General features: G+C 41.9%; 27 protein-coding genes and 1 pseudogene. 13 read left to right on the top strand and 15 right to left on the bottom strand.

Features of this window, described 5'->3' with window-relative positions; translation table 11 throughout:
* Positions 1 to 69: 69 nt before the first annotated feature.
* Positions 70 to 741 (bottom strand): (d)CMP kinase, encoded by a 672-nt coding sequence (cmk, locus tag OC529_RS00070; protein WP_262081227.1) that lies wholly within the window; start codon positions 739 to 741, stop codon positions 70 to 72.
* An 8-nt stretch (positions 742 to 749) separates the two neighbouring features.
* Positions 750 to 1,226: an SAG1386/EF1546 family surface-associated protein gene (locus OC529_RS00075; protein WP_262081228.1), complete on the bottom strand. Its 477-nt coding sequence runs from the start codon at positions 1,224 to 1,226 to the stop codon at positions 750 to 752.
* 51 nt (positions 1,227 to 1,277) lie between these two features.
* On the opposite strand from OC529_RS00075, the gene OC529_RS00080 reads away from it, so the two are divergent.
* Complete coding sequence (locus tag OC529_RS00080; protein WP_000705155.1) at positions 1,278 to 1,484, top strand: ferredoxin; 207 nt, start codon at positions 1,278 to 1,280, stop codon at positions 1,482 to 1,484.
* 50 nt (positions 1,485 to 1,534) lie between these two features.
* Here the strand turns inward: OC529_RS00080 and OC529_RS00085 are convergent, their stop codons facing one another.
* From OC529_RS00085 to OC529_RS00110, 6 genes are all read right to left on the bottom strand, one after another.
* The gene (locus OC529_RS00085) at positions 1,535 to 2,500 is read right to left on the bottom strand and encodes a glycosyltransferase family 2 protein (RefSeq protein ID WP_262081229.1); all 966 of its coding nucleotides are present in this window, start codon (positions 2,498 to 2,500) and stop codon (positions 1,535 to 1,537) included.
* A 1-nt stretch (position 2,501) separates the two neighbouring features.
* A complete protein-coding gene (gene galE, locus OC529_RS00090) occupies positions 2,502 to 3,521 on the bottom strand; it encodes a UDP-glucose 4-epimerase GalE (RefSeq protein WP_112443967.1) in 1,020 nt (339 codons plus the stop codon).
* A 101-nt stretch (positions 3,522 to 3,622) separates the two neighbouring features.
* Positions 3,623 to 4,726 (bottom strand): NAD(P)/FAD-dependent oxidoreductase, encoded by a 1,104-nt coding sequence (locus OC529_RS00095; RefSeq protein ID WP_173234660.1) that lies wholly within the window; start codon positions 4,724 to 4,726, stop codon positions 3,623 to 3,625.
* 16 nt (positions 4,727 to 4,742) lie between these two features.
* Positions 4,743 to 5,540, bottom strand: a complete 798-nt coding sequence (locus OC529_RS00100; protein WP_173270224.1) for a Nif3-like dinuclear metal center hexameric protein — start codon at positions 5,538 to 5,540, stop codon at positions 4,743 to 4,745.
* Positions 5,527 to 6,204, bottom strand: a complete 678-nt coding sequence (locus OC529_RS00105) for a tRNA (adenine(22)-N(1))-methyltransferase (protein ID WP_262081230.1) — start codon at positions 6,202 to 6,204, stop codon at positions 5,527 to 5,529. The genes OC529_RS00100 and OC529_RS00105 overlap by 14 nt, the downstream gene beginning before the upstream one ends.
* Before the next feature lie 100 nt (positions 6,205 to 6,304).
* Positions 6,305 to 8,641, bottom strand: coding sequence for a cation-translocating P-type ATPase (locus OC529_RS00110; protein WP_262081374.1), 2,337 nt, complete (start codon positions 8,639 to 8,641; stop codon positions 6,305 to 6,307).
* A 132-nt stretch (positions 8,642 to 8,773) separates the two neighbouring features.
* On the opposite strand from OC529_RS00110, the gene OC529_RS00115 reads away from it, so the two are divergent.
* Positions 8,774 to 9,523: a lysophospholipid acyltransferase family protein gene (locus OC529_RS00115; RefSeq protein WP_262081231.1), complete on the top strand. Its 750-nt coding sequence runs from the start codon at positions 8,774 to 8,776 to the stop codon at positions 9,521 to 9,523.
* Between the two features lie 184 nt (positions 9,524 to 9,707).
* Here OC529_RS00115 and OC529_RS00120 read toward each other — a convergent pair whose 3' ends face one another.
* From OC529_RS00120 to OC529_RS00130, 3 genes and pseudogenes are all read right to left on the bottom strand, one after another.
* A complete protein-coding gene (locus OC529_RS00120; protein ID WP_000531713.1) occupies positions 9,708 to 10,328 on the bottom strand; it encodes a CadD family cadmium resistance transporter in 621 nt (206 codons plus the stop codon).
* 815 nt (positions 10,329 to 11,143) lie between these two features.
* Positions 11,144 to 11,413, bottom strand: a complete 270-nt coding sequence (rpsO, locus tag OC529_RS00125; RefSeq protein WP_001018251.1) for a 30S ribosomal protein S15 — start codon at positions 11,411 to 11,413, stop codon at positions 11,144 to 11,146.
* 140 nt (positions 11,414 to 11,553) lie between these two features.
* Positions 11,554 to 11,694 (bottom strand): annotated as a pseudogene (locus OC529_RS00130) (NAD(P)-dependent oxidoreductase); the annotation flags it as partial.
* Between the two features lie 494 nt (positions 11,695 to 12,188).
* Between OC529_RS00130 and OC529_RS00135 the strand changes: the two are divergent.
* Complete coding sequence (locus OC529_RS00135) at positions 12,189 to 12,512, top strand: MazG-like protein (RefSeq protein ID WP_262081232.1); 324 nt, start codon at positions 12,189 to 12,191, stop codon at positions 12,510 to 12,512.
* A 54-nt stretch (positions 12,513 to 12,566) separates the two neighbouring features.
* Complete coding sequence (thrS, locus tag OC529_RS00140; RefSeq protein ID WP_262081233.1) at positions 12,567 to 14,510, top strand: threonine--tRNA ligase; 1,944 nt, start codon at positions 12,567 to 12,569, stop codon at positions 14,508 to 14,510.
* Between the two features lie 45 nt (positions 14,511 to 14,555).
* Here the strand turns inward: thrS and OC529_RS00145 are convergent, their stop codons facing one another.
* Positions 14,556 to 15,530: a sensor histidine kinase gene (locus tag OC529_RS00145; RefSeq protein WP_262081234.1), complete on the bottom strand. Its 975-nt coding sequence runs from the start codon at positions 15,528 to 15,530 to the stop codon at positions 14,556 to 14,558.
* The gene (locus OC529_RS00150) at positions 15,523 to 16,200 is read right to left on the bottom strand and encodes a response regulator transcription factor (protein ID WP_000548991.1); all 678 of its coding nucleotides are present in this window, start codon (positions 16,198 to 16,200) and stop codon (positions 15,523 to 15,525) included. The genes OC529_RS00145 and OC529_RS00150 overlap by 8 nt, the downstream gene beginning before the upstream one ends.
* 154 nt (positions 16,201 to 16,354) lie before the next feature.
* Here OC529_RS00150 and OC529_RS00155 point away from each other — a divergent pair, with 154 nt between their 5' ends.
* Entirely contained in the window at positions 16,355 to 17,428 is a 1,074-nt protein-coding gene (locus tag OC529_RS00155; RefSeq protein ID WP_262081235.1) for a DUF2974 domain-containing protein, read from the top strand.
* Positions 17,429 to 17,598: 170 nt separating this feature from the next.
* Here OC529_RS00155 and OC529_RS00160 read toward each other — a convergent pair whose 3' ends face one another.
* Positions 17,599 to 18,036: an Rrf2 family transcriptional regulator gene (locus tag OC529_RS00160; RefSeq protein ID WP_001166796.1), complete on the bottom strand. Its 438-nt coding sequence runs from the start codon at positions 18,034 to 18,036 to the stop codon at positions 17,599 to 17,601.
* Between the two features lie 75 nt (positions 18,037 to 18,111).
* Positions 18,112 to 18,954, bottom strand: a complete 843-nt coding sequence (locus OC529_RS00165) for a metallophosphoesterase family protein (protein ID WP_262081236.1) — start codon at positions 18,952 to 18,954, stop codon at positions 18,112 to 18,114.
* 111 nt (positions 18,955 to 19,065) lie between these two features.
* Here OC529_RS00165 and OC529_RS00170 point away from each other — a divergent pair, with 111 nt between their 5' ends.
* The 8 genes from OC529_RS00170 (at position 19,066) to OC529_RS00205 (ending at position 24,510) form a co-directional block, all read left to right on the top strand.
* A complete protein-coding gene (locus tag OC529_RS00170) occupies positions 19,066 to 19,716 on the top strand; it encodes a metal-dependent transcriptional regulator (RefSeq protein ID WP_173212451.1) in 651 nt (216 codons plus the stop codon).
* 402 nt (positions 19,717 to 20,118) lie between these two features.
* The gene (locus OC529_RS00175; RefSeq protein WP_000420682.1) at positions 20,119 to 20,433 is read left to right on the top strand and encodes a YdcP family protein; all 315 of its coding nucleotides are present in this window, start codon (positions 20,119 to 20,121) and stop codon (positions 20,431 to 20,433) included.
* 15 nt (positions 20,434 to 20,448) lie between these two features.
* On the top strand, positions 20,449 to 20,835 hold the full coding sequence (locus tag OC529_RS00180) for a YdcP family protein (RefSeq protein ID WP_000985015.1): 387 nt from the start codon (positions 20,449 to 20,451) through the stop codon (positions 20,833 to 20,835).
* Positions 20,836 to 20,863: 28 nt separating this feature from the next.
* Entirely contained in the window at positions 20,864 to 22,249 is a 1,386-nt protein-coding gene (locus tag OC529_RS00185) for an FtsK/SpoIIIE domain-containing protein (RefSeq protein ID WP_000813488.1), read from the top strand.
* A 2-nt stretch (positions 22,250 to 22,251) separates the two neighbouring features.
* Complete coding sequence (locus tag OC529_RS00190) at positions 22,252 to 22,404, top strand: hypothetical protein (RefSeq protein ID WP_000879507.1); 153 nt, start codon at positions 22,252 to 22,254, stop codon at positions 22,402 to 22,404.
* A gap of 22 nt (positions 22,405 to 22,426) precedes the next feature.
* On the top strand, positions 22,427 to 23,632 hold the full coding sequence (gene mobT, locus OC529_RS00195) for a MobT family relaxase (protein WP_000398284.1): 1,206 nt from the start codon (positions 22,427 to 22,429) through the stop codon (positions 23,630 to 23,632).
* A 42-nt stretch (positions 23,633 to 23,674) separates the two neighbouring features.
* Positions 23,675 to 23,896 carry a hypothetical protein gene (locus OC529_RS00200; protein ID WP_001009056.1) on the top strand — a complete coding sequence of 74 codons (222 nt, stop codon included), beginning with the start codon at positions 23,675 to 23,677 and terminating at the stop codon, positions 23,894 to 23,896.
* A gap of 116 nt (positions 23,897 to 24,012) precedes the next feature.
* Positions 24,013 to 24,510 carry an antirestriction protein ArdA gene (locus tag OC529_RS00205; protein WP_000342539.1) on the top strand — a complete coding sequence of 166 codons (498 nt, stop codon included), beginning with the start codon at positions 24,013 to 24,015 and terminating at the stop codon, positions 24,508 to 24,510.
* Positions 24,511 to 24,540: the final 30 nt, after the last annotated feature.

Here is a 24,540-nt window from a genome sequence, read left to right on the forward strand (position 1 = left end):
TATACCCTAAAATCAGCATTTTGACAAATTTAGAAAAAAACCGATATCCATCTATCGGCTTTTCTACATTTACATTCTTTTTTCAGCTTCTGCTTTGATTTTTTCAACTACTTCTTGAATGTTCAAACCTGTTGTATCAAGGTAGACAGCATCCTCTGCTTGTTTGAGAGGTGAAGTCTCACGATGACTATCCTTGTAGTCACGCGCAGCAATTTCCTCTTTTAGGGTTTCAAGGTCTGTTTCAATTCCCTTGGCAATATTTTCCTTGTAACGACGCTCTGCTCTCTCATCAACAGAAGCTACTAGGAAAATTTTTAATTCTGCTTGTGGCAATACAACAGTCCCAATATCGCGACCATCCATGACAATCCCGCCTTGTTGGGCAATTTCTTGTTGGAGGGAAACTAGTTTCTCACGTACTTGAGGAATTGCTGCAATAGCAGAAACATGATTGGTTACTTCATTTTCACGGATAGGATGGGTAATATCCACATCTCCTACAAAAACAAGCTGGTCTCCAGTTTCTGAACGTCCAAAGCTGATTGGATGCTGGTCCAACAAGGATAGAAGTGCTTCAACCTCTTCTACTCCTAACTGGTTTTGGAGAGCCATATAGGTCGCCGCACGATACATGGCACCTGTATCTAGGTAAGTATAACCAAAATCCTTAGCAATAATCTTTGCGACCGTACTCTTACCACTGGAAGCAGGACCGTCAATAGCAATTTGAATTGTTTTCATATCGGCTCCTATTTTATTTTTATAACATCACCTGGATTAGCAAACCAAGACCCTGTAGCCATGTGCCCAGGATTCAAGGCCTCTAACTGAGCAATCGAGATTCCTGCACGAGCGGCAATAGCTGCTTCCCCTTCTCCTGCGAGAACTTTAATCGTTCCTTCAGGATTAGCAGCTTCTTCTGAACTACTAGAAGTAGATTCTGGCTCTGAACTCTGCTCAGGCTGGGAACTGCTTGAAGATGAGACTTGTACTACACTTGCATCTGAATCATGAAAATCTTTCAAGGCTGCCGTGCGATTACTCCCACCCGATGATAGATAGATAAGAACGATGACCATCACCACCACAATTACAAAGAAAATACTAGCTAAGATCGTCAAAATACGATTAGCCATCCTATCAGCCCCTCCGTGGTTTCGATGCCGACGCTCTGCTCTTGATTCTTCTTGATCATAGATATCTTCTTGCCACGGTTCTTTTGCCATACCTTACTCCTTGTTTTTTTTTACTTTTCTTATTACAATATAAATATGAACATGAAAATCACACTTATACCTGAACGATGTATCGCCTGTGGGCTTTGCCAAACTTATTCTGATTTATTTGATTATCACGATAATGGAATCGTGCGTTTTTACGATGACCCTGACCAACTAGAAAAAGAAATTTCTCCTAGTCAGGATGTCTTAGAGGCTGTTAAAAATTGCCCAACTCGCGCCCTGATTGGAAACCAGGAAGCCTAAATCAATGGCGATAATCCACTCCCTCTAGTTTAGCACATTTCCATGTAAAATTATAGTCTTTTCACTTTATTTTTTTCTGTAAAATCAGGAAGGTCACTTTTTTCTTTGATAAGATAAAGTGGTCTTTTTTTAGTCTCTAAATAAATCTTACTGATATACTTGCCGAGAATCCCAATGGTCAAGAGTTGAATGCCTCCAAGAAAGAGAATGACAGCCATCAGAGAGGTCCAACCCGATGTCGGATTGCCCAAAATGAGGGTCCGAACCACAACAAAAAAGGTCATCAGCAGAGAAATGAAACAAGATAGGAGACCAGCCGCAAAGGCGATAATCAAGGGAAAATCTGAAAAGTTAACAATCCCTTCAATAGAGTAGAAAAAGAGTTGCCTAAAACTCCAACTGGTCTTGCCAGCCTTCCTTTCGACATTTGGATAGTCCAGATAGTGGGTTTTAAAGCCGACCCAGGCAAAAAGTCCTTTAGAAAAACGATTGGACTCGGTCAAGCTTAAAATGGCATCGACTACAGACCTTCTCATCATGCGAAAATCACGAACACCTGAGGGCAAGGCTACTGGGCTAATTTTTTGCATAAGGCGGTAAAAGAGATCTGCACAGAAACTGCGAAAGAAGGGTTCTCCCTCTCGACTGGTTCTTCGTGTTCCTACGCAGTCCAAGTCTGCATTCTGGTCTAGTAAATTTTTCATCTCAAGCAACATACTCGGAGGATCCTGGAGGTCTGCATCCATTACCACCACCAGATCTCCTGTCGCATATTGTAAGCCTGCATACAGAGCTGCTTCTTTGCCAAAATTTCGCGAGAAAGAAAGATAATGCACTGCCGGATTTTGTTCCCGATAGGCCTTTAAGAGTTCCAAGGTTCCATCGCTTGAGCCATCATCGACAAAGACATACTCGATTTCTGTTTCCAAATCTGGAAGTAAAGCTTCCAAAGCCTGATAAAAAAGAGGAAGTACTTCCTCTTCGTTTAAACAGGGGACAATGATTGACATCACCATCTTAGTCTTCAAATCCATTTGGATGCTTGCTTTGCCAACGCCATGCGTCTTCACACATTTGGGTGATGCCTAATTCTGCTTCCCAGCCCAGTTCTGCTTTGGCTTTTGCAGGATCTGAATAACAGGCTGCGATATCACCTGGGCGACGGTCTACAATACGGTAAGGAATTGGACGTCCCACTGCTTTTTCCATGTTTTGGATAATTTCAAGAACTGAGTAGCCTTTCCCTGTTCCAAGGTTATAAACGTTTAGACCTGAGCCTTTTTGGATTTTTTTCAGAGCTGCGACGTGACCTTTAGCCAAATCGACAACGTGGATATAGTCACGAACACCAGTTCCGTCTTCCGTATCGTAATCGTCTCCAAATACTTGCACTTGCTCTAATTTTCCAACGGCTACCTGAGTCACATATGGCAAGAGGTTGTTTGGAATACCGTTTGGATTTTCTCCCAAATCACCACTCTCATGGGCTCCGATTGGGTTAAAGTAACGAAGCAAGACCACATTCCATTCTGAATCTGCCTTGTAGATATCTGTCAAAATTTCCTCTAGCATGAGCTTGGTACGACCGTATGGATTGGTCACTGAAAGTGGGAAATCTTCCAAGATGGGCACTGTATGCGGATCTCCGTACACTGTCGCAGAAGAACTGAAAATGATGTTTTTACAGTTGTTTTCTTCCATAGCTTTCAAAAGGCTAACAGTTCCAGCGATATTATTGTCATAGTAGGCAAGAGGGATACGGGTAGATTCACCGACAGCCTTCAAGCCAGCAAAGTGAATGACCCCTGTTGGTTCTTCTTGCATGAAAATATCTCTGAGGGTATCTGTGTCACGGATATCTGCCTCATAGAAAGGCACTTCAACTCCTGTAATTCTCTCAACAACTTCTAAACTTTTTCTGTTACTATTCACAAGGTTATCCACCACAACAACCTGATGACCTGCTTGGATTAACTCAATAACAGTGTGGGTTCCGATAAAACCTGCTCCACCCGTTACCAAAATCTTTTCTTGCATCTTCTTTCCTCGATTCTCGGATTATTTTTTCTTATTTTACCATTTTTGATAGGGAATGTCATTTGCCATCCTAGAGGGTAGGATAAAATTTCAGTAAAATTTTATTCGTTTTTTAGTCGCTTGACATAGTTTTCAATTGGGTAGTTTGCTGGGTCTAAGGTCAACTCCTTGTCTTGGATCAGTTGAGCTAGATGGTAACCGATAATAGGCCCCGTTGTGAGGCCTGATGAACCTAGTCCACTAGCAGCATAGACACCTGCTAAGCCAGGTACTTGCCCAAAGAAAGGTGAGAAATCACTGGTATAGGCACGGATTCCCACACGCTCAGCTCTTGAAGTCGCTCTAGCTAAAACTGGATAGTGAGGTAAGGCTGCCTCCTTCATTTGTTGGAGCAAGGTTTCATCTACCGTCAAATCAAATCCCATATCATTTTCATGGGTAGCGCCTAGAGATAATTTCCCACCTGCAAAAGGAATCAAATCCCACTCCCCTTCTGGCATAACAACAGGGTAAGCTTCCATATCTTGGGCAAGTTGATAATCTCGGAGTTGCCCCTTTTGGGGACGAACATCTACTTCATAACCTAAAGGCTCTAACAGGTGTCCCAACCAAGCTCCCGTCGCCAAAATAACCTGATCAAACACCTCTTCGCCAATCTGGTAACCTGATGCTAAAGGTGTCAGAGTCACTTTTTCTTTGACCAGCTTGACCTGACCGGCTTCCAGCAAACGAGTCACTAAGAGTTGACCATCTACTCTCGCTCCACCAGAAGCATAGAGCAGGTGGTCAAATCCCTGCAAGTCAGGGAATAATTCATTGGCTGATGCTTGGTTCAGAATGGCTAACTGGCCTATCAAGGGAGATTCTTCTCTACGCTGGAGGGCTAGTTGATAGAGTTCTTCCAACTTGGATTCATCCTTTTTCAAGAGAAAGACTCCCGAACGCTGGTAAAAGTCAATTTCCTGCCCTGATTTCTCTAAATCAGCTAATAAATCCACATAAAAATCAGCCCCCAAGCGCGCCATTTTGTACCAGACCTTATTGCGTCGTTTGGAAAACCAGGGGCTGATAATTCCTGCTGCAGCCTTGGTAGCCTGACCTTGTCCATGGTCAAAGACGGTTACTTCTAGGTCACTTTCTTTCGAGAGGTAGTAGGCAGCTGTTGCACCCACAATTCCTGCTCCGATAATGGCAACTTTTTTCATTGTTTTCACTTTCTAACTAGATATGGTGGAAAGGATTGGTTGATGCTTGACTAGGTAAAATCTCTAGTTCCCAACCTTTTTCCTCTTTCCATTGATTAAGAAGCTCTGCGATTTTTTCCACAAACAGCACTTCGATATAGTGTCCTGGATCCAATGCTAGCAAGCCATCAGACAGCATATCCTGGGCAGTGTGGTAGTAGATGTCACCAGTGATATAGACTTCCGCTCCTTTAGCTAAAGCATCCTTATAGAAAGACTGCCCGCTTCCACCACAAATAGCCACTCTTGAAATAGACTTCTGCAAGTCATTCTCTTGATAATGCACCATTCGAAGGCTATCTAGGCCAAAGACTTGCTTGACATGTTGGGCTAATTCTCCAAAGGTCTGAGGCTGAATATTCCCAATACGACCAATTCCACGTTCAGGACCTGTCTCCTGCAGATAGGTCGTTTCCTCGATACCTAGCATCTGACAGAACCAATCATTGAGACCATTTTCAACAATATCAATATTGGTATGGCTGACATAAACTGCAATGTCATGCTTGATAAGATCAATGTAAATCTGATTTTGCGGACGGCTAGCTACCAAATCCTTGATGGGACGGAAAATCGGCGCGTGCTTGGCAATAATCAAGTCCACACCCTTTTCAATGGCTTCAGCCACCGTTTCTTCACGAATATCCAGAGCCACCATGACACTTTGGATATCCTTGTCCAAAGTTCCAATTTGCAGACCACGACTGTCTCCCTCCATGGAAAATTCCTGAGGACAATAAGCTTCATATCGGTTAATGACTTCACTTGCTAGCATGGAGAACCTCCTTGATGGCTTGAATTTTATCTACTAGAACTTGACGTTCTTCCAAATTTTTTTCAGGGATTTGTCCGAGGGCAAACTCTAGCTTAACAGATTCTTTTTGCCATTTTTGGACAAATACTGGACTGACTTCTTTGGACAAAAAAGGACCAAAGCGAACATCGCTGGCTGATAACTTCATTTGTCCTGCTTCCACCACCAAAATCTCATAAAACTTACCAGCTTCTTCTAGAATGCTTTCTGCCACAATCTGAAAGCCATTGTCTTGCAACCAAATACGCAAATCGTCTTCACGATTATTGGGCTGGAGGATCAATCGTTCTACATTAGCTAGCTTGTCCAAGCCTTCTTCTAATATCCTAGCAATCAAACGACCACCCATACCAGCAATGGTAATGACCGATACCTTATCTGCCTCTTCAAAGGCTGCCAAACCATTGGCTAAACGAACCTGGATTTTCTCCTTTAGTCCGTGAGCCTCAACATTTTTGACCGCAGACTGATAGGGGCCTTCCACCACCTCACCTGCAATAGCACTTTTGATTTGTCCTCTTTCGACCAACTCGATAGGCAGATAAGCATGGTCACTTCCCACATCTAGCAAAATGGCTCCCTGTGGCACAAAGGAAGCCACTAATTCCAATCTCTTTGAAATCATTTTCTCTCACTTTCCAAACTCTATTACCTCTTATTATACCACATTTCAGCTGGCAATCTTGTACCTAAAAAGACCGCAATCCACAGATTGCAGCCTTTCTTTATTTTCTGGCTTGATAGCGACTAGTCAGGATGAAAATCACGGTAAAGACCAACATCATGACACCATAAACAGGTAATGTTTGTCCTGTCAAGGTTGAAATTTCAAGCAGTTTTTGAATTCTTGGGAAGAGAGCTGTGGCTAGGAAGCCTCCTACTGACCAAACAATCAAGAGGACCCGCCATAGGGTAAATGGCATGCAGGCTCTAAATACGGATAAGAAACCAATTGACCCCAATAGATAATAGAGTAGAGTTGAGATTTCTAACTCAGACCAACCTTGGCTACTTCCAAATATTTTCACAAAAAGAACGCTGAACACGACCATGAGAGCGCTTGGTAGGGCACGAAGCATGGATCTTCTGAGGAAGTTTGGTTCGACAGGTTTGATATTTCCCTCAAAAGTCAGAACGAATGGTGGGAAACCTTCCACGAATTGGTCAATCATGGTAATCTGGATTGGAATAAAAGGGAAAATCAAGATCCATTCAGACCGTCCCAGAAGAGCACTGGCAATACAGATAACTGCGAGCAAGAATGAGTAGATGGTCTTTATCAAGAAAATCGGTGCGATGTGGGCAATGTTATTGACCACACGACGACCTTCAAAGAGAATCTCAGGAACATCATTAAAGTCAGAGTTCAAGAGAACCAGATTGGCAATCTGACGAGTCGCTGGATCTCCCTCAGCCATTACGATGGAACAATCCGCCTCACGAAGAGCCAGGATATCATTAACTCCATCCCCAGTCATAGCTGTTGTATGCCCTGCTTTTTTCAGAGTTTGGATGATGAGTTTCTTTTGATGAGGGGAAACACGTCCGAAAATAGCAGTCTCCTCCGCCATAGCAACCAATTCCTCATCCGTAATTTTCGAGCAATCTACATAGCTGTCATAGTCCGCAAAACCAGCCTTCTGGGCAATGCTGGATACCGTAACTGGATTGTCACCAGAGATAATCTTGAGGCCCACTTCCTGAGAACGGAGATAGTCCAGCGTCTCTGCTGCTCCCTCTCGAATCGGGTCCAAGATTTCCAGCAAGGCTAGAGCCTGAATATCAGATGGTTTTTGTGGTTTGTGATGGTCTAATTTCTCCTGACTGAGAGCTAAGACCAAGACACGTGAACCTCTCTCCAAGGCCTCTCTGGCTTCTGGGACCTCAGAATCTAGCAACATCTCAGGTGTACCTAAGAAAACTGTTCCCAAACCTTCCAATTCCATTGCTCCCCACTTGCGGTCGCTAGAGAAGGGGAGATTGGAAAGCATAGGATAGGCTACTTGGCCTTGGAAACGCTTTCGAATAGCTTGGGCAGTTGGATTTTTATCCTCACTATGGGCCATATAGCTGGCCAAAATGCTGGCAATAGCCTCTTCACCGTAAGTTTCCGTCAGTGGAAGAACAGCCTCCACCTGCATCTTTCCTTGGGTGATGGTACCCGTCTTGTCCAGACAGAGCATATCCACACGCGCCAAGGTCTCAACAGAGTACATTTCCTGAACCAAGACCTTTTTCAAGCCCAACTTAATCACCGCTGTCAAGAGCAAAGTGATGGTCAAAAGGGCAATTCCCTTGGGCAACATTCCCAGTAGGGCTGTCGACGAATTTACAACGGACGACTTAAGAGGCAAGCCTTTTAAAAGCAAGGCTTCTAGCAAGAGAGCCAGACCAAAAGGAATGATAATTTTTCCAGTAAAACCTGCTAGCTTGTCCAGTGATTTCATGATACGAGAGTTGATTGGTTTAACGGTCTTGGCTTCCAGCATGAGTTTGGCAGCATAGTTGTCTGCACCGACATGGTGAACTTGAGCTAAAACCGACCCACTAGCTAGGAAACTTCCTGACAACAGCAAGGCATCAACTTCCTTTTGCACCAAATCACTTTCCCCCGTCAACATGGCTTCATTGACTTCCGCAAAGCCTTCCAAAACCAAGGCATCACTGGGAATCTGCTCTCCAGCAGACAAACGAATGACATCTCCTAACACCAATTCTTCAGGATTCAGAGCCACTTCTTGACCATCACGAATGGTTTTGACCTTTTCCTTGGTCATAAGATTGAGCTTGTCCACCATGTGTTTGGCTCGTAGCTCAGTCACAATTCCAGAAAAAGCGTTAAAGCAGATAACAGCAAAGAAGACCAAATTGCTCCAAGCCTGCACAAAGACTAGTGCCAAAGCAATGGCAAAGTTCAAAGCGTTAAAAAGAGTAAAGACATTTCGTTTGATGATTTGCCAAGTGCTGGTACTGGCCGAAGCAGTAAAATCATTGACCAAGCCCTTAGCCTGTCTTTCCTTGACTTCTCTTTGGGTTAATCCCATAATCTTATTTTTATCCATAAATTCTATCATATCATTTTTTCTAAAAGAATTCTAATCTCATCCCAAATCTGCACCTAGTTAAGGGAAAAGTTTGCCAGCCCTCCTTTGATAAGGTATAATAATAACAAGAAAATAATCGAAGGAGATCGCATGTTTTATACTTATTTACGTGGATTGGTTGTCTTGCTCCTATGGTCCATCAATGGCAATGCCCACTATCATAATACAAATAAAATTCCTAATCAAGATGAAAATTATATTCTGGTTGCACCTCACCGCACTTGGTGGGATCCAGTTTACATGGCCTTTGCGACCAAGCCAAAACAGTTCATCTTTATGGCAAAAAAAGAACTCTTTACCAACCGTATTTTTGGTTGGTGGATTCGTATGTGTGGCGCCTTTCCTATCGACCGTGAAAATCCTAGCGCCTCAGCCATCAAATACCCTATCAATGTTCTCAAAAAAAGTGACCGCTCCCTTATCATGTTTCCAAGTGGGAGCCGTCACTCAAACGATGTCAAGGGTGGAGTTGCCCTGATTGCCAAAATGGCCAAGGTCCGTATCATGCCGGTTACCTACACAGGTCCCATGACTTTGAAGGGCTTGGTTAGCCGTGAGCGTGTTGATATGAACTTTGGAAATCCAATCGATATCTCAGATATCAAGAAAATGAATGATGAAGGCATTGAAACAGTCGCCAATCGTATTCAAACAGAATTCCAACGTCTGGACCAAGAAACCAAACAATGGCACAATGATAAAAAACCAAATCCACTCTGGTGGTTTATCCGCATACCTGCTCTCATCCTTGCCATTATCCTCGCTATCCTAACCATCATCTTTAGCTTTATCGCAAGCTTCATCTGGAATCCAGATAAGAAAAAAGAAAAACTTGGTTAAATAAATACAACAATCCCTTGGAAAAAGCCAAGGTTTTTCATTTATATTTATAAGAATCTCCTAATCAAAAGCCACTCTACAATAGAGTAACGTTAAGATTGTCCATTTATACTCAATGAAAAAGCCCTCTGAAGTCAGAGAGCTGATTTGAGCCCGGGCTAAAATCCTAGTGAAACAAAAAAATCTACACGGTCAGAAAAGTCTCTATCGTGCCATTTTCATACATGATGTATAGTCCAAGTAGAATGAATACTAAGGGCACAATGATTCGCTCGTATTTTTCAATTGTCTCGAATATTAACGGAATAGAGGATAACACCCGACTAATCTCGCATAAGATAATTATGCCGATTACAAACACAAGCAAGGCCACGAGGGTCTGTGACCAATCTAACGAAGCAAAATAAGGTATATAGATACCTAAATTATCTCCGCCAGACGCAATTGTCAGCAATGTAACTGTCCAAAACAGTTGATTTGCCTTGCTTTGTTCTAATCTTTCAATAATTTCTTCCTCTTCTTCCTCTTCTTCCTCACCTTCTCCAACAATTGCAAAGCGAATCCCTAAATAGATAGGGATTAAACCAAGCAATCCAACCATCCATTCTTCAGGCACGAAATTAACGACATAAGCAGCAACTAAACTCGCCCCTACAAGTAAGCCTGTGCCTAGATATTGCCCCGCATAAATATGCCATTTTTGTTTATTCTGTGATAGCTGTGCAAATAAAATAAATAAAATAATTAAATAATCGATACTGGTGGAAATATAAACACCAATAGCAGATATGATTGTCTGTCCCATAAAAAACCTCCTGTATTGGTCAGTAATAAATCAGCAGATTTTAGGAGAGCACAGACACATTAATTTAGCTATCGCTAGTGGGTAATTTCGAACATAGGAAAGCATTTTACTCCTCCTCAAAACGTAGTTACAAAGTAATTTCTAACTGGAATTCGGTGACTACTTCCATGTAAAGTATAACATACTATACTTTACTTCGTAAAGTGTGGGCTCTCCGAAGGGGCTTGCAGACAGCTACTCGGCTTTTCAAGCCGAGTAGCTACGCACCTTTATGGTGTAATTAGCTGATACCATTTGAGGTTTTTGTAGTCTCCAAAATTGTGACCGATAAAACCTCAATAAAAAAGCCCTCTGAAAATTAGAGAGCTGATTTGAGCTCGGGCTGAAATCCTAGTGAAAAATATGAAACTCCTTGTGTTCATCGAACACTGTGTCCTTTCCCTATTTTCATACGGATTTTTGACGCCCTTAGCATCATAATTCTTGCTGGATAAATCGTTTATAGACTAGGCTACGAGGCGAAGATCGTACGAAACTTTCAGTGAAACAAAAAAAATCTCCCCTAAGGGAGAAGATCTGGTTTATTTTACCTTACAGTGCTAGGAACTGTAACCGAAGATTATACTTGAGTATATCGAGGTAAAGTGACAAAAGTAAAAAAGCTACCCAATTTAGAGTAGCTTCATTATCAAGATATGCTCAATTGAACACGACCTAAGCACAAAGCAAAAAAGATAAAATCTCCTAGAAACTGAAGTTTCTTCGTCAATTTTCCCATTTTTGCTTTGTGCTTTTGACGGTCTTTGTATCTTGAATTAGCGACGAAGTCCTAGAGAGTTGATCAACTCACGGTAACGGTTAACGTCGTTTTTACGCAAGTATGCAAGCAAGTTACGACGGCGACCGATTTTCTTCATCAATCCACGGTAAGTAGCGTGGTCTTTTTTGTGTTGTTTGATGTGTTCGTTAAGGTGGTTGATTTCCCAAGTAAGGACAGCAACTTGAACCTCTACTGAACCTGTATCACCTTCGTGACGTGCATATTGTGCGATGATTTCATTTTTTTTCTCTTTTGAGATTGCCATGATGTTTCTCCTTTTTATTTGGCTTCATCCGAGTGACAGGTTGGCATGCCTGTAACCAAGAAGAAGTTATTTGTCTTTACGACAATCCCTATTTTACCAAGATTTAAATTTTCTGTCAAACATTAATACTCTCATAGTTATTATTTTTCAAGTAAAGAGATACGTTCTTTTATATGATGACCTTTTTCAAGTTCATCTACCAATCCAATAGCATAATCTGCATAACTAATCTGGCTCATTCCTTTTCCATTAGTAGTAAAAATTTCTCCTGCTAGAAGGAAGAGACTTCTTTGTCAACTAATTTACTATCCTTCCTATAGCTACCATTTCCGTTTCTCACTTTGGTGGTTAATTGGTAACGGACTGCTCTTTTGCTTTACTATCATAACCTTTGGTGAATTTATCTGGTTTTACTTTTTAGCCTATGAAACCTTGGCTCTGATGGGTCTGGCTTCTGGTATTGGCATCAAGCATATTCTACAAAAATGAAAAACAAAAAACTTTCACAAAATCCTTGAAAAATCTCACAATCATGCTATAATAATCCATAGAGACAAATCACTTAGTCCCTTTCTACTAGAGAGTGCGTGGTTGCTGGAAACGCATAGGAGGCCTAAACTGATACTACTCTTGAGTTTTTTATGAAAACATAAAACGGTGGCCACGTTAGAGCCAATCAGAGGTGTCCCTCTCTTTTTGAGGTACATAAATGAAGGTGGAACCACGTTGCGACGTCCTTTCGAGGATGTCGCAATTTTTTATGAGGAGACTAACTATGGAGTTGCAAGAATTAGTGGAGCACTGTTGGGCAATCCGACAAGCTTATCACGAGCTGGAAGTTAAGCATCATGATTCCAAGTGGACGGTAGAAGAAGATCTCTTAGCTTTATCTAATGATATTGGAAATTTCCAACGACTGGTAATGACAAAGCAAGGGCGCTACTATGATGAAACACCCTACACACTGGAACAAAAACTTTCAGAAAATATCTGGTGGCTAGTAGAACTTTCTCAACGTCTGGATATAGACATTCTGACAGAAATGGAAAACTTCCTCTCTGATAAAGAAAAGCAATTGAACATTAAGACTAGGAAGTAGTCTGCAAAAAAAGTCAATGCTTAGAAACTATGAAATAATAAAAAGGAGAAAATCATGATTAACATTACTTTCCCAGATGGCGCTGTTCGTGAATTCGAATCTGGCGTTACTACTTTTGAAATTGCCCAATCTATCAGCAATTCTCTAGCTAAAAAGGCCTTGGCTGGTAAATTCAACGGCAAACTCATCGACACTACTCGTGCTATCATTGAAGATGGAAGCATTGAAATCGTGACACCTGATCACGAAGATGCCCTTCCAATCTTGCGTCACTCAGCAGCTCACTTGTTCGCCCAAGCAGCTCGTCGTCTGTTCCCAGACATTCACTTGGGAGTTGGTCCAGCCATCGAAGATGGTTTCTACTATGATACTGACAACACAGCTGGTCAAATCTCTAACGAAGACCTTCCTCGTATCGAAGAAGAAATGCAAAAAATTGTCAAAGAAAACTTCCCATCAATCCGTGAAGAAGTTACTAAAGACGAGGCACGTGAAATCTTCAAAAATGACCCTTACAAATTAGAATTGATTGAAGAACACTCAGAAGACGAAGGTGGTTTGACCATCTACCGTCAGGGTGAATATGTAGACCTTTGCCGTGGCCCACACGTCCCTTCAACAGGCCGTATCCAAATCTTCCACCTTCTCCATGTAGCAGGTGCCTACTGGCGTGGAAATAGCGACAACGCTATGATGCAACGTATCTACGGTACAGCTTGGTTTGACAAGAAAGACTTGAAAAACTACCTTCAAATGCGTGAAGAAGCTAAGGAACGTGACCACCGTAAACTTGGTAAAGAGCTTGACCTCTTCATGATTTCTCAAGAGGTTGGTCAAGGGCTTCCATTCTGGTTGCCAAATGGTGCGACTATTCGTCGTGAATTGGAACGCTACATCGTAGACAAAGAGTTGGCTTCTGGCTACCAACATGTTTACACTCCACCACTTGCTTCTGTTGAACTTTACAAGACTTCTGGTCACTGGGATCATTACCAAGAAGACATGTTCCCAACTATGGACATGGGTGACGGGGAAGAATTTGTCCTTCGTCCAATGAACTGCCCGCACCACATCCAAGTCTTCAAACACCATGTTCACTCTTACCGTGAGTTGCCAATCCGTATCGCTGAAATCGGTATGATGCACCGTTATGAAAAATCTGGTGCCCTCACTGGTCTTCAACGTGTACGTGAAATGTCACTCAACGACGGTCACCTCTTTGTCACCCCAGAACAAATCCAAGAAGAATTCCAACGTGCCCTTCAGTTGATTATTGATGTTTATGAAGATTTCAACTTGACTGAATACCGCTTCCGCCTATCTCTTCGTGACCCTCAAGATACTCATAAGTACTTTGATAATGATGAGATGTGGGAAAATGCTCAAACTATGCTTCGTGCAGCCCTTGACGAAATGGGTGTTGACTACTTTGAAGCCGAAGGTGAAGCAGCCTTCTACGGTCCAAAATTGGATATCCAGGTTAAGACAGCTCTTGGAAAAGAAGAAACTCTTTCTACTATCCAACTTGACTTCTTGCTTCCAGAACGCTTCGACCTTAAATACATCGGAGCTGATGGCGAAGAGCACCGTCCAGTTATGATCCACCGTGGAGTTATCTCAACTATGGAACGCTTCACAGCTATCTTGATTGAGAACTACAAGGGTGCCTTCCCAACATGGCTTGCACCACACCAAGTAACCCTCATCCCAGTATCTAACGAAAAACACGTGGACTACGCTTGGGAAGTGGCTAAGAAACTCCGTGACCGCGGTGTCCGTGCAGATGTAGATGAGCGCAATGAAAAAATGCAGTTCAAGATCCGTGCTTCACAAACAAGCAAGATTCCTTACCAATTGATCGTTGGGGACAAGGAAATGGAAGACGGAACAGTCAACGTTCGTCGCTACGGCCAAAAAGAAACACAAACTGTCTCAGTAGATGATTTTGTTCAAGCTATTCTAGCTGATATCGCCAACAAATCACGCGTTGAGAAATAAGAGCCTAGCATAAAAGCCTCCGATTGGAGGCTTTTTCGTCTATTTTTACTCAATAACGAGCTTCACTTCAGCGAATTTGATCCGCACTATCGTTCCTTCTCCGACCTCAGACTCGATGCGAATCTGGTGACCTAGTTCTTCAGAAATTTTCTTAGATAGGTAGAGGCCAAGTCCAGATGACTGCTGGGTTAGGCGTCCATTGTAGCCTGAAAAGCCACGTTCAAAGACTCGGAGGACATCACTGTTTTTTATCCCGATTCCCGTATCCTTGATACAAAGCTCTTGCCCATCCATATAAATCTCCAGACCACCTTCCTTGGTGTACTTGAGACTATTTGAGATGATTTGTTCAATAACGACTAGCAACCACTTTTTATCCGTCACGATTTCTTTATCAAGATCATGTAGATTGACATTTAAGCCTTTTTGAATAAAGAAAAGAGCATATTTACGAAGTGTTTCCTTGACCAAGTCCTCGATTTGAACCTGCTTTAAGACCAAATCATCATGGAAACTTTCTAAACGCAGGTACTGTAAAACTAGATTGGTATAGGAATCAATCTTGAAAATTTCCTGTTCTAATTGCTGCTTCAGTTGGCGATCGACCACTTCTGCAACTAAGAGTTGACTGGCTGCAATGGGGGTCTTAATCTGATGGACCCACAAGGTATAGTAATCCAGCAAATCAGTCAGTTTTCTTTCTGAATCTGACCTCTGCTGATAGAGTTCCATCTCACGCGCTTCTAATTTTTCAGCCAAGGCTCTTTCCAAAGGAGACTGAGCTTCCCTCTCCCCATAGAGAATTTCCTGACGATAGACCTGCGTTTCCACCAATATGTCCCAAGTGAAAAATAAGATGGTTACAAAGCAACACAAGAGGAAAAAGTAGAGAAAGTAAGTTCCCAAACTGGCAAATAAAAACTGAAAGAGCAAAATCAGAAATGCTAAAGCAAGCAGATAGACAAACAGACGACTACGGGAGCGCAGATAGGCTAGAAAAAATTGTTTCCAATCAAGCATGCTTCAGTCCGTACCCTATCCCTTTCTTGGTCTCGATAAATCCTACCAAGCCCTGCTCTTCCAATTTTTTACGCAAACGAGCCACATTGACAGAGAGGGTATTATCATCAATGAAAAAGTCACTGTTCCAAAGTTCCCGCATGAGGTCGTCACGCGCTACAATATTGCCTGCATGCTCAAACAACACGCGTAAAATCTGGAATTCGTTCTTGGTCAAATTCAAGACTTGCCCTTGATAATGTAAATCCATGGATTTGGTATTGAGGATAACACCAGCATATTCCAGTAAACTCTCGTCACGCCCGAACTCATAGGAACGACGCAGCAAGCCCTGAACCTTGGCTAAAAGAACCTGCTGGTCAAAAGGTTTGGTCACAAAGTCATCCGCCCCCATATTGATTGCCATGACAATATCCATAGCCTGGTCTCTCGAAGACAGAAACATGATAGGCACCTTGGAAATCTTGCGAATTTCCTGACACCAGTGATAACCATTAAACAAGGGCAGCCCAATATCCATGAGGACCAGATGAGGTTCCGATTGGACAAAAAGACTCAAAACTTCCATAAAGTCTTCTACCAAGACCACTTCAAATCCCCATTCAGAGAGCATTTTCCCGACCTGTTGACGAATAACCTGATCATCTTCTACTAGTAAAATCTTGTGCATGCGCTCCTCCTTTTCTATTATTATAACAGATTTTTCCATGCTCGAATGTCTGAAATTGAATTTGACATAGCTTGTTTTTAGCCAACAAAGTGCAACAATCCTACTAGCTAATTTGAGGGAAATTTGATAAGATAAAGAAAAGAAAGGAGTTCTTATGGCCAATATTTTTGATTACCTGAAAGATGTCGCATACGATTCTTATTACGACCTTCCCTTGAATGAGTTAGACATTCTAGCCTTAACAGAAGCTACCTACCTCTCCTTTGATAATCTGGTCTCCACAAGTCCTCAGCGACTTTTAGACCTGGCTCCTCAGGTTCCAAGGAATCCTAACATGTTGACCAGCAAAAATCGCCTCCAGCTATTAGATGAGCTAGCTCAACACAAACGCTTCAAAAATTGTAAACTCTCTCATTTTATCAACGACATTGACCCTGAACTGCAAAAGCAGTTTGCGGCTATGACCTACCGCCTCACTCTCGATACCTATCTGATTGTCTTTCGTGGGACTGATGACAGTATCATTGGCTGGAAGGAAGATTTCCACCTGACCTATATGAAGGAAATTCCTGCTCAAAAGCACGCCCTTCGCTATTTAAAGAACTTTTTTGCCCACCATCCTAATCAAAATGTCATTCTGGCTGGACATTCCAAGGGAGGAAATCTAGCCATCTATGCTGCTAGTCAAATTGAACAAAGTTTACAGGATCAAATCACAGCAGTTTATACCTTTGATGCGCCTGGTCTCCATAAAGAACTGACACAAACCGAGGGCTATCAAAGGCTAATGGATAGAACCAAGGTCTTCATCCCACAAGGTTCCATCATCGGTATGATGCTGGAAATCCCTAACCAGCAAATCATCGTGCACAGTACTACCTTGGGTGGTATCGCCCAGCACGATACCTTTAGTTGGCAGATTGAGGACAAGCACTTCGTCCAGCTGGATAAGACCAACAGTGATAGCCGACAAGTCGACACAACCTTCAAGGAGTGGGTGGCCACAGTCCCTGACGAGGAACTCCAGCTCTATTTCGACCTCTTCTTTGGCACCATTCTTGATTCTGGTATTACTTCTATCAATGACCTATCTTCCTTAAAGGCGATTGAACACATTCGTCATCTCTTCGTCCAAGCTCAATCCCTCACTCCAAAAAAAAGAGAAACCATGGGACGCCTCACCCAGTTATTGATTGATACCCGTTACCAAGCCTGGAAAAATAGATAAAAAGCTTATGAAAAGGTAATACTCTTCGAAAATCTCTTCAAACCACGTCAGCTTTATCTGCAACCTCAAAGCTGTGCTTTGAGCAACCTGCGGCTAGCTTCCTAGTTTGCTTTTTGATTTTCATTGAGTATAAAAACCTTTTCATAAGCTTTTTTGTTTTAAAGAAAAAATCACTCCTTCATCTGACTCTCTGCATCAGCCACGACTTGCTCTAAACTGGTCTGACCAAGTTCAGCCTCCATAGCCAGCTGAATTCTCTCCAATTTTTGATCCAAAACATCATGAATATGAGCTCCAACTGGGCAATTTGGATTTGGATTGTCATGGAAACTAAAGAGTTGACCGGTCTTACCAAGACACTCAACCGCTTGATAAACATCTAATAGACTAATGTCTTTGAGGTCCTTGACAATCTCTGTTCCGCCCGTTCCACGCGCTACTGAAATCAGCTCTGCCTTCTTCAACTGGGACAAGGTTTTTCTGATAATGACAGGATTGACCCCGACACTAGCAGCCAGAAAATCACTGGTCACCTTGCTTTCCTTCCCCTTGAGGGCAATGATTATCAGCATATGAGTCGCAATGGTAAATCTACTTGGAATTTGCATCCTCTTCTCCTTTTTACGAGGCTCCCCTGCCTCTACTCTTCTTTTTCTTTTATTATACCCTTTTTAGTTGTAATGTCAATCGTTACCACTTTTCAACCAAGCATCTAATTCCCTATCATAACCCTCTTTCTGGGCTAATTCTCTCAGAAATTCCTGATTATGAGTATGGTGGATCCCATTGACCAGACTTTCATAGTAAACCTCAAAATAAGGAAGTTTGAGGTCTTTAGCCAGCTGCAATTCAGCTGCCACATCGTAGTCTACCCGTCGGAAGTCCATATCTACCAAGCCCTTGCCATCAAACTCCAAAATCATGTACTGGGCTCGCAAGTCCTTCCGCAGCTGAGCGTCCAAAAAGAAAGGTTGCCCAATCGAACCCGGATTGACAATCAATTGCCCACCAGTCCCGTAACGAAGCAACTGCTGGTGAATATGACCATAAACAGCAATATCACAAGGGGGATTGGTCACCAAGCGGTCAAAGTCCTCTTGTGCTCCAGTATGAATCAACTCACGCCCCCAGTTCTTATCAGGCAGATGATGGCTAATTCCTACCGTCAAATCACCAAACTGACGATGAAGCTGGAGAGGTTGATTGTGGAGCATTTCGATTTCTTCTAGGGAAATTTCCTCTAAAACATACTGGCACTGGCGCAAGAGATAGCGTTGACTGGGACGAGTACTATCCAATTCCTTGCGGACACCATGCCACAGACTATCTTCCCAGTTTCCCAAAACTCTAGCTGTAATCGGTAGTTGATCCAACAAGTCCAAAATCCTTCTACGCCCTGTCCCTGGCATGAGAATATCTCCCAAAAGCCAGTATTCATCCACTCCTAGCTGCCGAGCATCTGCCAAAACAGCCTCCAAGGCGGTGGTATTTCCATGAATATCTGAAAGAAGAGCTATTTTCGTCATATCCATCTCCTCGTTTTTTCTCTTGCAATAAGTATAACATAAAAAGTCACAGCTAGAGAAATCTAGCTTTTTTTGATATACTAGATAAAGATATTAGACAAGAGGAAGCGAATGACCCCGAATAAAGAAGACTATCTAAAATGTATTTATGAAATTGGCATAGACCTGCATAAAATCACCAATAAGGAAATTGCGGCCCGCATGCAAGTCTCTCCCCCTGCTGTAACTGAAATGATTAAACGGATGAAAAGTGAAAATCTCATCCTAAAGGACAAGGAATGTGGCTATCTACTGACTGACCTTGGACTTAAACTGGTCTCTGAACTCTACCGTAAACACCGCTTGATTGAAGTTTTTCTAGTTCATCATTTAGACTATACGAGTGACCAGATTCATGAGGAAGCTGAGGTCTTGGAGCATACTGTCTCTGACCTTTTCGTGGAAAGACTGGATAAATTGCTAGGTTTCCCTAAAACCTGCCCCCACGGAGGAACCATTCCTGCCAAGGGAGAACTCCTAGTTGAAATCAATAACCTGCCACTAGCTGACATCAAGGAAGCTGGCTCCTATCGCCTAACTCGGGTGCACGATAGTTTTGACATTCTCAGTTATCTGGACAAGCACTCACTTCACATCGGTGATCCGCTCCAAGTCAAGCAGTTTGATGGCTTCAGCAACACCTTCACTATCCTTAGTAAAGATGAGGATTTACAAGTAGGTATGGACATTGCCAAACAACTCTACGTCGAGAAAATCGACTAATTTCTCAAGTCCCCTACTAACCCTGAAAGTTTTATTTTCAGGGTTTTCTTATCTATTTTTTATATCAAAAATAGCATAAAAATCTAGTTATCCGCATAAAAACTGGACTTATCACACTTTATCAAGGTCAAAACCACTCAATTTACTACTAATTTACTACTTATGAATGAGCTTTGATACGACGATTTATCCTTGAAAAGTGAAGATATAAAGATACTTCCAATAAAATTTGAATATTTAATAGGTAGACACTTCAAAAAATGAGGTGTCTATTTTTTTACCCGATTTTGAAAGGAAGTGAACTTATGAAAACAAAAAATCAAGAATCAAAAGGTCGTTCCCCACTCTTTAAGACCATCAAACATTCATTCAGCCAATAAAAAAGAAAGGATAGGTAAAAATATGGAACTTAAATTTGTGATTCCCAACATGGAAAAAACATTCGGCAATTTAGAATTTGCTGGCGAGGATAAAGTCGTTCAGCGAAGAATCAACGGACGGCTAACTGTCTTATCAAGAAGCTATAATCTCTATTCTGATGTTCAAAGAGCAGATGATATTGTGGTGGTGCTTCCTGCTGAAGCTGGCGAAAAACATTTCGGCTTTGAGGAACGTGTGAAGTTAGTCAATCCACGTATTACCGCAGAGGGCTACAAAATCGGCACTCGTGGTTTTACAAATTACCTTTTACATGCTGACGACATGATAAAAGAATAAAGAAAGAGAGGAAAAATGATGAGATTAGCAAATGGCATTGTATTAGATAAAGACACGACTTTTGGAGAATTGAAATTCTCTGCTCTACGTCGTGAAGTGAGAATCCAAAATGAAGACGGGTCGGTTTCAGATGAAATCAAGGAACGTACCTATGACTTAAAATCCAAAGGACAAGGACGCATGATTCAAGTAAGTATTCCTGCCAGCGTGCCTTTGAAAGAGTTTGATTATAACGCACGGGTGGAACTTATCAATCCCATTGCGGACACCGTTGCTACTGCCACCTATCAAGGAGCAGATGTTGACTGGTATATCAAGGCAGACGATATTGTGCTGACAAAGGATTCTAGTTCATTCAAAGCTCAACCACAAGCAAAGAAAGAACCGACACAAGACAAATAGTCGCTAGGTAGAAAGGAGACTTTTTCGCATGAAACAGCGTGGTAAAAGGATTCGCCCATCTGGTAAAGATTTAGTCTTTCATTTTACGATAGCGTCACTCCTGCCTGTTTTCCTGCTGGTTGTCGGACTGTTTCATGTGAAGACAATCCAGCAGATCAACTGGCAGGATTTTAACCTATCACAAGCAGATAAGATTGACATTCCCTATTTAATTATCAGTTTCAGTGTCGCAATTCTTATCTGCTTGCTGGTAGCGTTTGTATTCAAACGGGTTCGCTATGATACGGTTAAACAACTTTACCACCGTCAAAAACTGGCAAAGATGATACTTGAAAACAAGTGGTATGAATCTGAACAGGTCAAAACAGAGGGTTTCTTTAAAGATAGTGCTGGTCGTACAAAGGAAAAGATAACCTACTTCCCTAAAATGTATTATCGACTTAAAAATGGCTTGATACAGATACGGGTGGAAATCACGCTGGGAAAATATCAAGACCAACTCTTACACTTGGAAAAGAAATTAGAGAGTGGCTTGTACTGTGAGCTGACGGATAAAGAGTTAAAGGATTCCTATGTGGAATATACTTTGCTCTATGACACCATAGCCAGTCGTATTTCTATTGATGAAGTAGAAGCTAAAGATGGTAAACTTCGCTTAATGAAAAACGTATGGTGGGAATATGATAAGCTCCCTCATATGTTGATTGCTGGTGGTACAGGTGGCGGTAAAACTTACTTTATACTGACACTGATTGAAGCCTTGCTTCATACAGATTCAAAACTGTATATTCTTGACCCGAAAAATGCTGACCTTGCGGACTTAGGTTCTGTGATGGCAAATGTCTACTATAGAAAAGAAGACTTGCTTTCTTGCATTGAAACATTCTATGAAGAAATGATGAAACGTAGTGAGGAAATGAAGCAGATGAAGAACTATAAGACTGGCAAAAATTATGCTTACTTAGGTCTCCCGGCACACTTCTTAATCTTTGATGAATACGTCGCTTTCATGGAAATGCTGGGAACAAAAGAAAACACCGCAGTTATGAATAAGCTGAAACAGATTGTCATGTTAGGTCGTCAAGCTGGCTTCTTTCTAATACTGGCTTGTCAACGTCCAGACGCAAAATATTTAGGCGACGGAATCCGTGATCAGTTTAATTTCAGAGTGGCTTTAGGTCGTATGTCTGAAATGGGCTATGGCATGATGTTTGGCAGTGACGTACAAAAGGATTTCTTCTTAAAGCGAATCAAAGGTCGTGGCTATGTTGATGTAGGAACAAGTGTCATATCAGAGTTTTATACTCCCCTTGTACCAAAAGGATATGATTTCTTGGAGGAAATTAAAAAGTTATCCAACAGCAGACAGTCCACGCAGGCGACGTGCGAAGCGGAAGTCGCAGGTGTGGACTGATCTTGCTGGCTGGTGTGGCAATAGCCACGCCAGCACTTAACCCCCCGTATCTAACAGGGGGGTACAAATCGACAGGAAACAGTCAAAAAAACATTAGAAAATCCTTTGGTTACAAGGGATTTACAAAATTTCAGCGTATGTCAAATGGGCTTTAAAAGTTGACATACGCCTTTTTGATTGGAGGGATTTTTACTGAATGAACAAACTTGGTTACAGCATTTAAAAGAAAAACGCTTGGCTTATGGACTATCTCAAAACCGTTTAGCTGTTGCGACTGGTATTACAAGGCAGTATCTAAGCGATATTGAAACAGGAAAAGTCAAGCCATCAGAGGATTTACAGCAGTCCCTTTGGGAAGCTCTGGAACGCTTCAATCCCGACGCTCCCCTTGAAATGCTGTTTGATTATGTAAGGATTCGCTTTCCGACAACAGACGTACAGCAGGTGGTCGAAAACATCTTACAACTGAAACTGTCCTATTTTCTTCATGAGGACTATGGTTTCTATTCTTATTCAGAGCATTATGCTTTAGGCGACATATTCGTCCTTTGCTCCCATGAACTGGACAAAGGAGTTCTGGTGGAATTGAAAGGTCGTGGGTGCAGACAATTTGAAAGCTATCTTCTGGCACAACAAAGAAGCTGGTATGAGTTCTTTATGGACGTTTTGGTGGCTGGCGGTGTGATGAAACGCCTTGACCTTGCCATTAACGATAAGACAGGGATTTTGAATATCCCTGTACTCACTGAAAAGTGCCAACAGGAAGAATGTATCTCCGTCTTCCGCAGTTTTAAAAGCTATCGCAGTGGCGAACTGGTACGCAAAGAGGAAAAGGAATGTATGGGAAACACCCTCTATATCGGTTCATTACAAAGTGAAGTTTATTTCTGTATCTATGAAAAGGACTACGAGCAGTACAAGAAAAATGATATTCCCATTGAAGACGCAGAAGTAAAAAACCGTTTTGAGATTCGATTGAAAAATGAGCGTGCCTATTATGCAGTCCGTGATTTACTCGTCTATGACAATCCAGAGCATACCGCCTTTAAAATTATCAATCGGTATATCCGTTTTGTAGATAAAGACGATTCCAAACCTCGTTCTGATTGGAAACTGAATGAAGAATGGGCTTGGTTTATTGGGAACAATCGTGAACGATTAAAACTAACCACAAAACCAGAGCCTTACTCCTTCCAAAGGACGCTGAACTGGCTATCTCATCAAGTTGCCCCGACCTTAAAGGTTGCGATTAAACTTGATGAAATCAACCAGACGCAGGTTGTAAAAGACATTCTCGACCATGCGAAACTGACAGACCGACACAAGCAGATTTTGAAGCAACAGTCAGTAAAAGAACAGGACGTGATAACAACAAAAAAATAACTCAAATACAAATTCATTGAATATAGAGAGGAGAACATTTTTATGAATTTTGGACAAAACCTTTATAACTGGTTTCTATCAAACGCTCAATCACTGGTGCTTTTAGCAATCGTTGTGATTGGCTTGTATCTTGGCTTCAAGCGTGAGTTTAGCAAACTGATTGGCTTTTTAATTATTGCGATTATTGCGGTTGGCTTAGTCTTCAACGCTGCTGGAGTAAAAGACATTTTACTAGAGCTATTCAATCGCATTATTGGTGCTTAAATAAAACCGTTCTTTTGTGGAATATAAGTGGTTTTCTTATGTTCCGCAAAGGAATGGTACACCAAACGAAGTGCGGTAGGGATTTTTGAATCTCTACAAAGAAAGGACGTGAATATATGGACGATATGCAAGTCTATATTGCGAATTTAGGCAAATACAATGAGGGCGAATTGGTCGGTGCGTGGTTTACCTTTCCCATTGACTTTGAGGAAGTCAAAGAGAAAATCGGCTTGAATGATGAATATGAGGAATACGCCATTCATGACTACGAGTTACCCTTTACGGTTGACGAATACACTTCCATTGGCGAACTCAATCGACTATGGGAAATGGTATCGGAATTACCCGAAGAATTACAATCGGAGCTATCTGCTCTGCTCACTCATTTTTCAAGCATTGAAGAACTAAGCGAACATCAAGAGGATATTATCATTCATTCCGATTGTGATGATATGTATGACGTGGCACGCTACTACATTGAAGAAACGGGTGCTTTAGGCGAAGTACCAGCTAGTCTTCAAAACTATATTGATTATCAAGCCTATGGTCGGGATTTAGACCTTTCAGGAACGTTTATCTCAACCAATCATGGGATTTTTGAAATCGTCTATTAAATCTGTCGGTACATTACTACTGGCAGATTT

Origin of the sequence: Streptococcus sp. Marseille-Q5855, assembly GCF_946901985.1 — a bacterium.
Taxonomy (GTDB): Bacteria; Bacillota; Bacilli; order Lactobacillales; family Streptococcaceae; genus Streptococcus.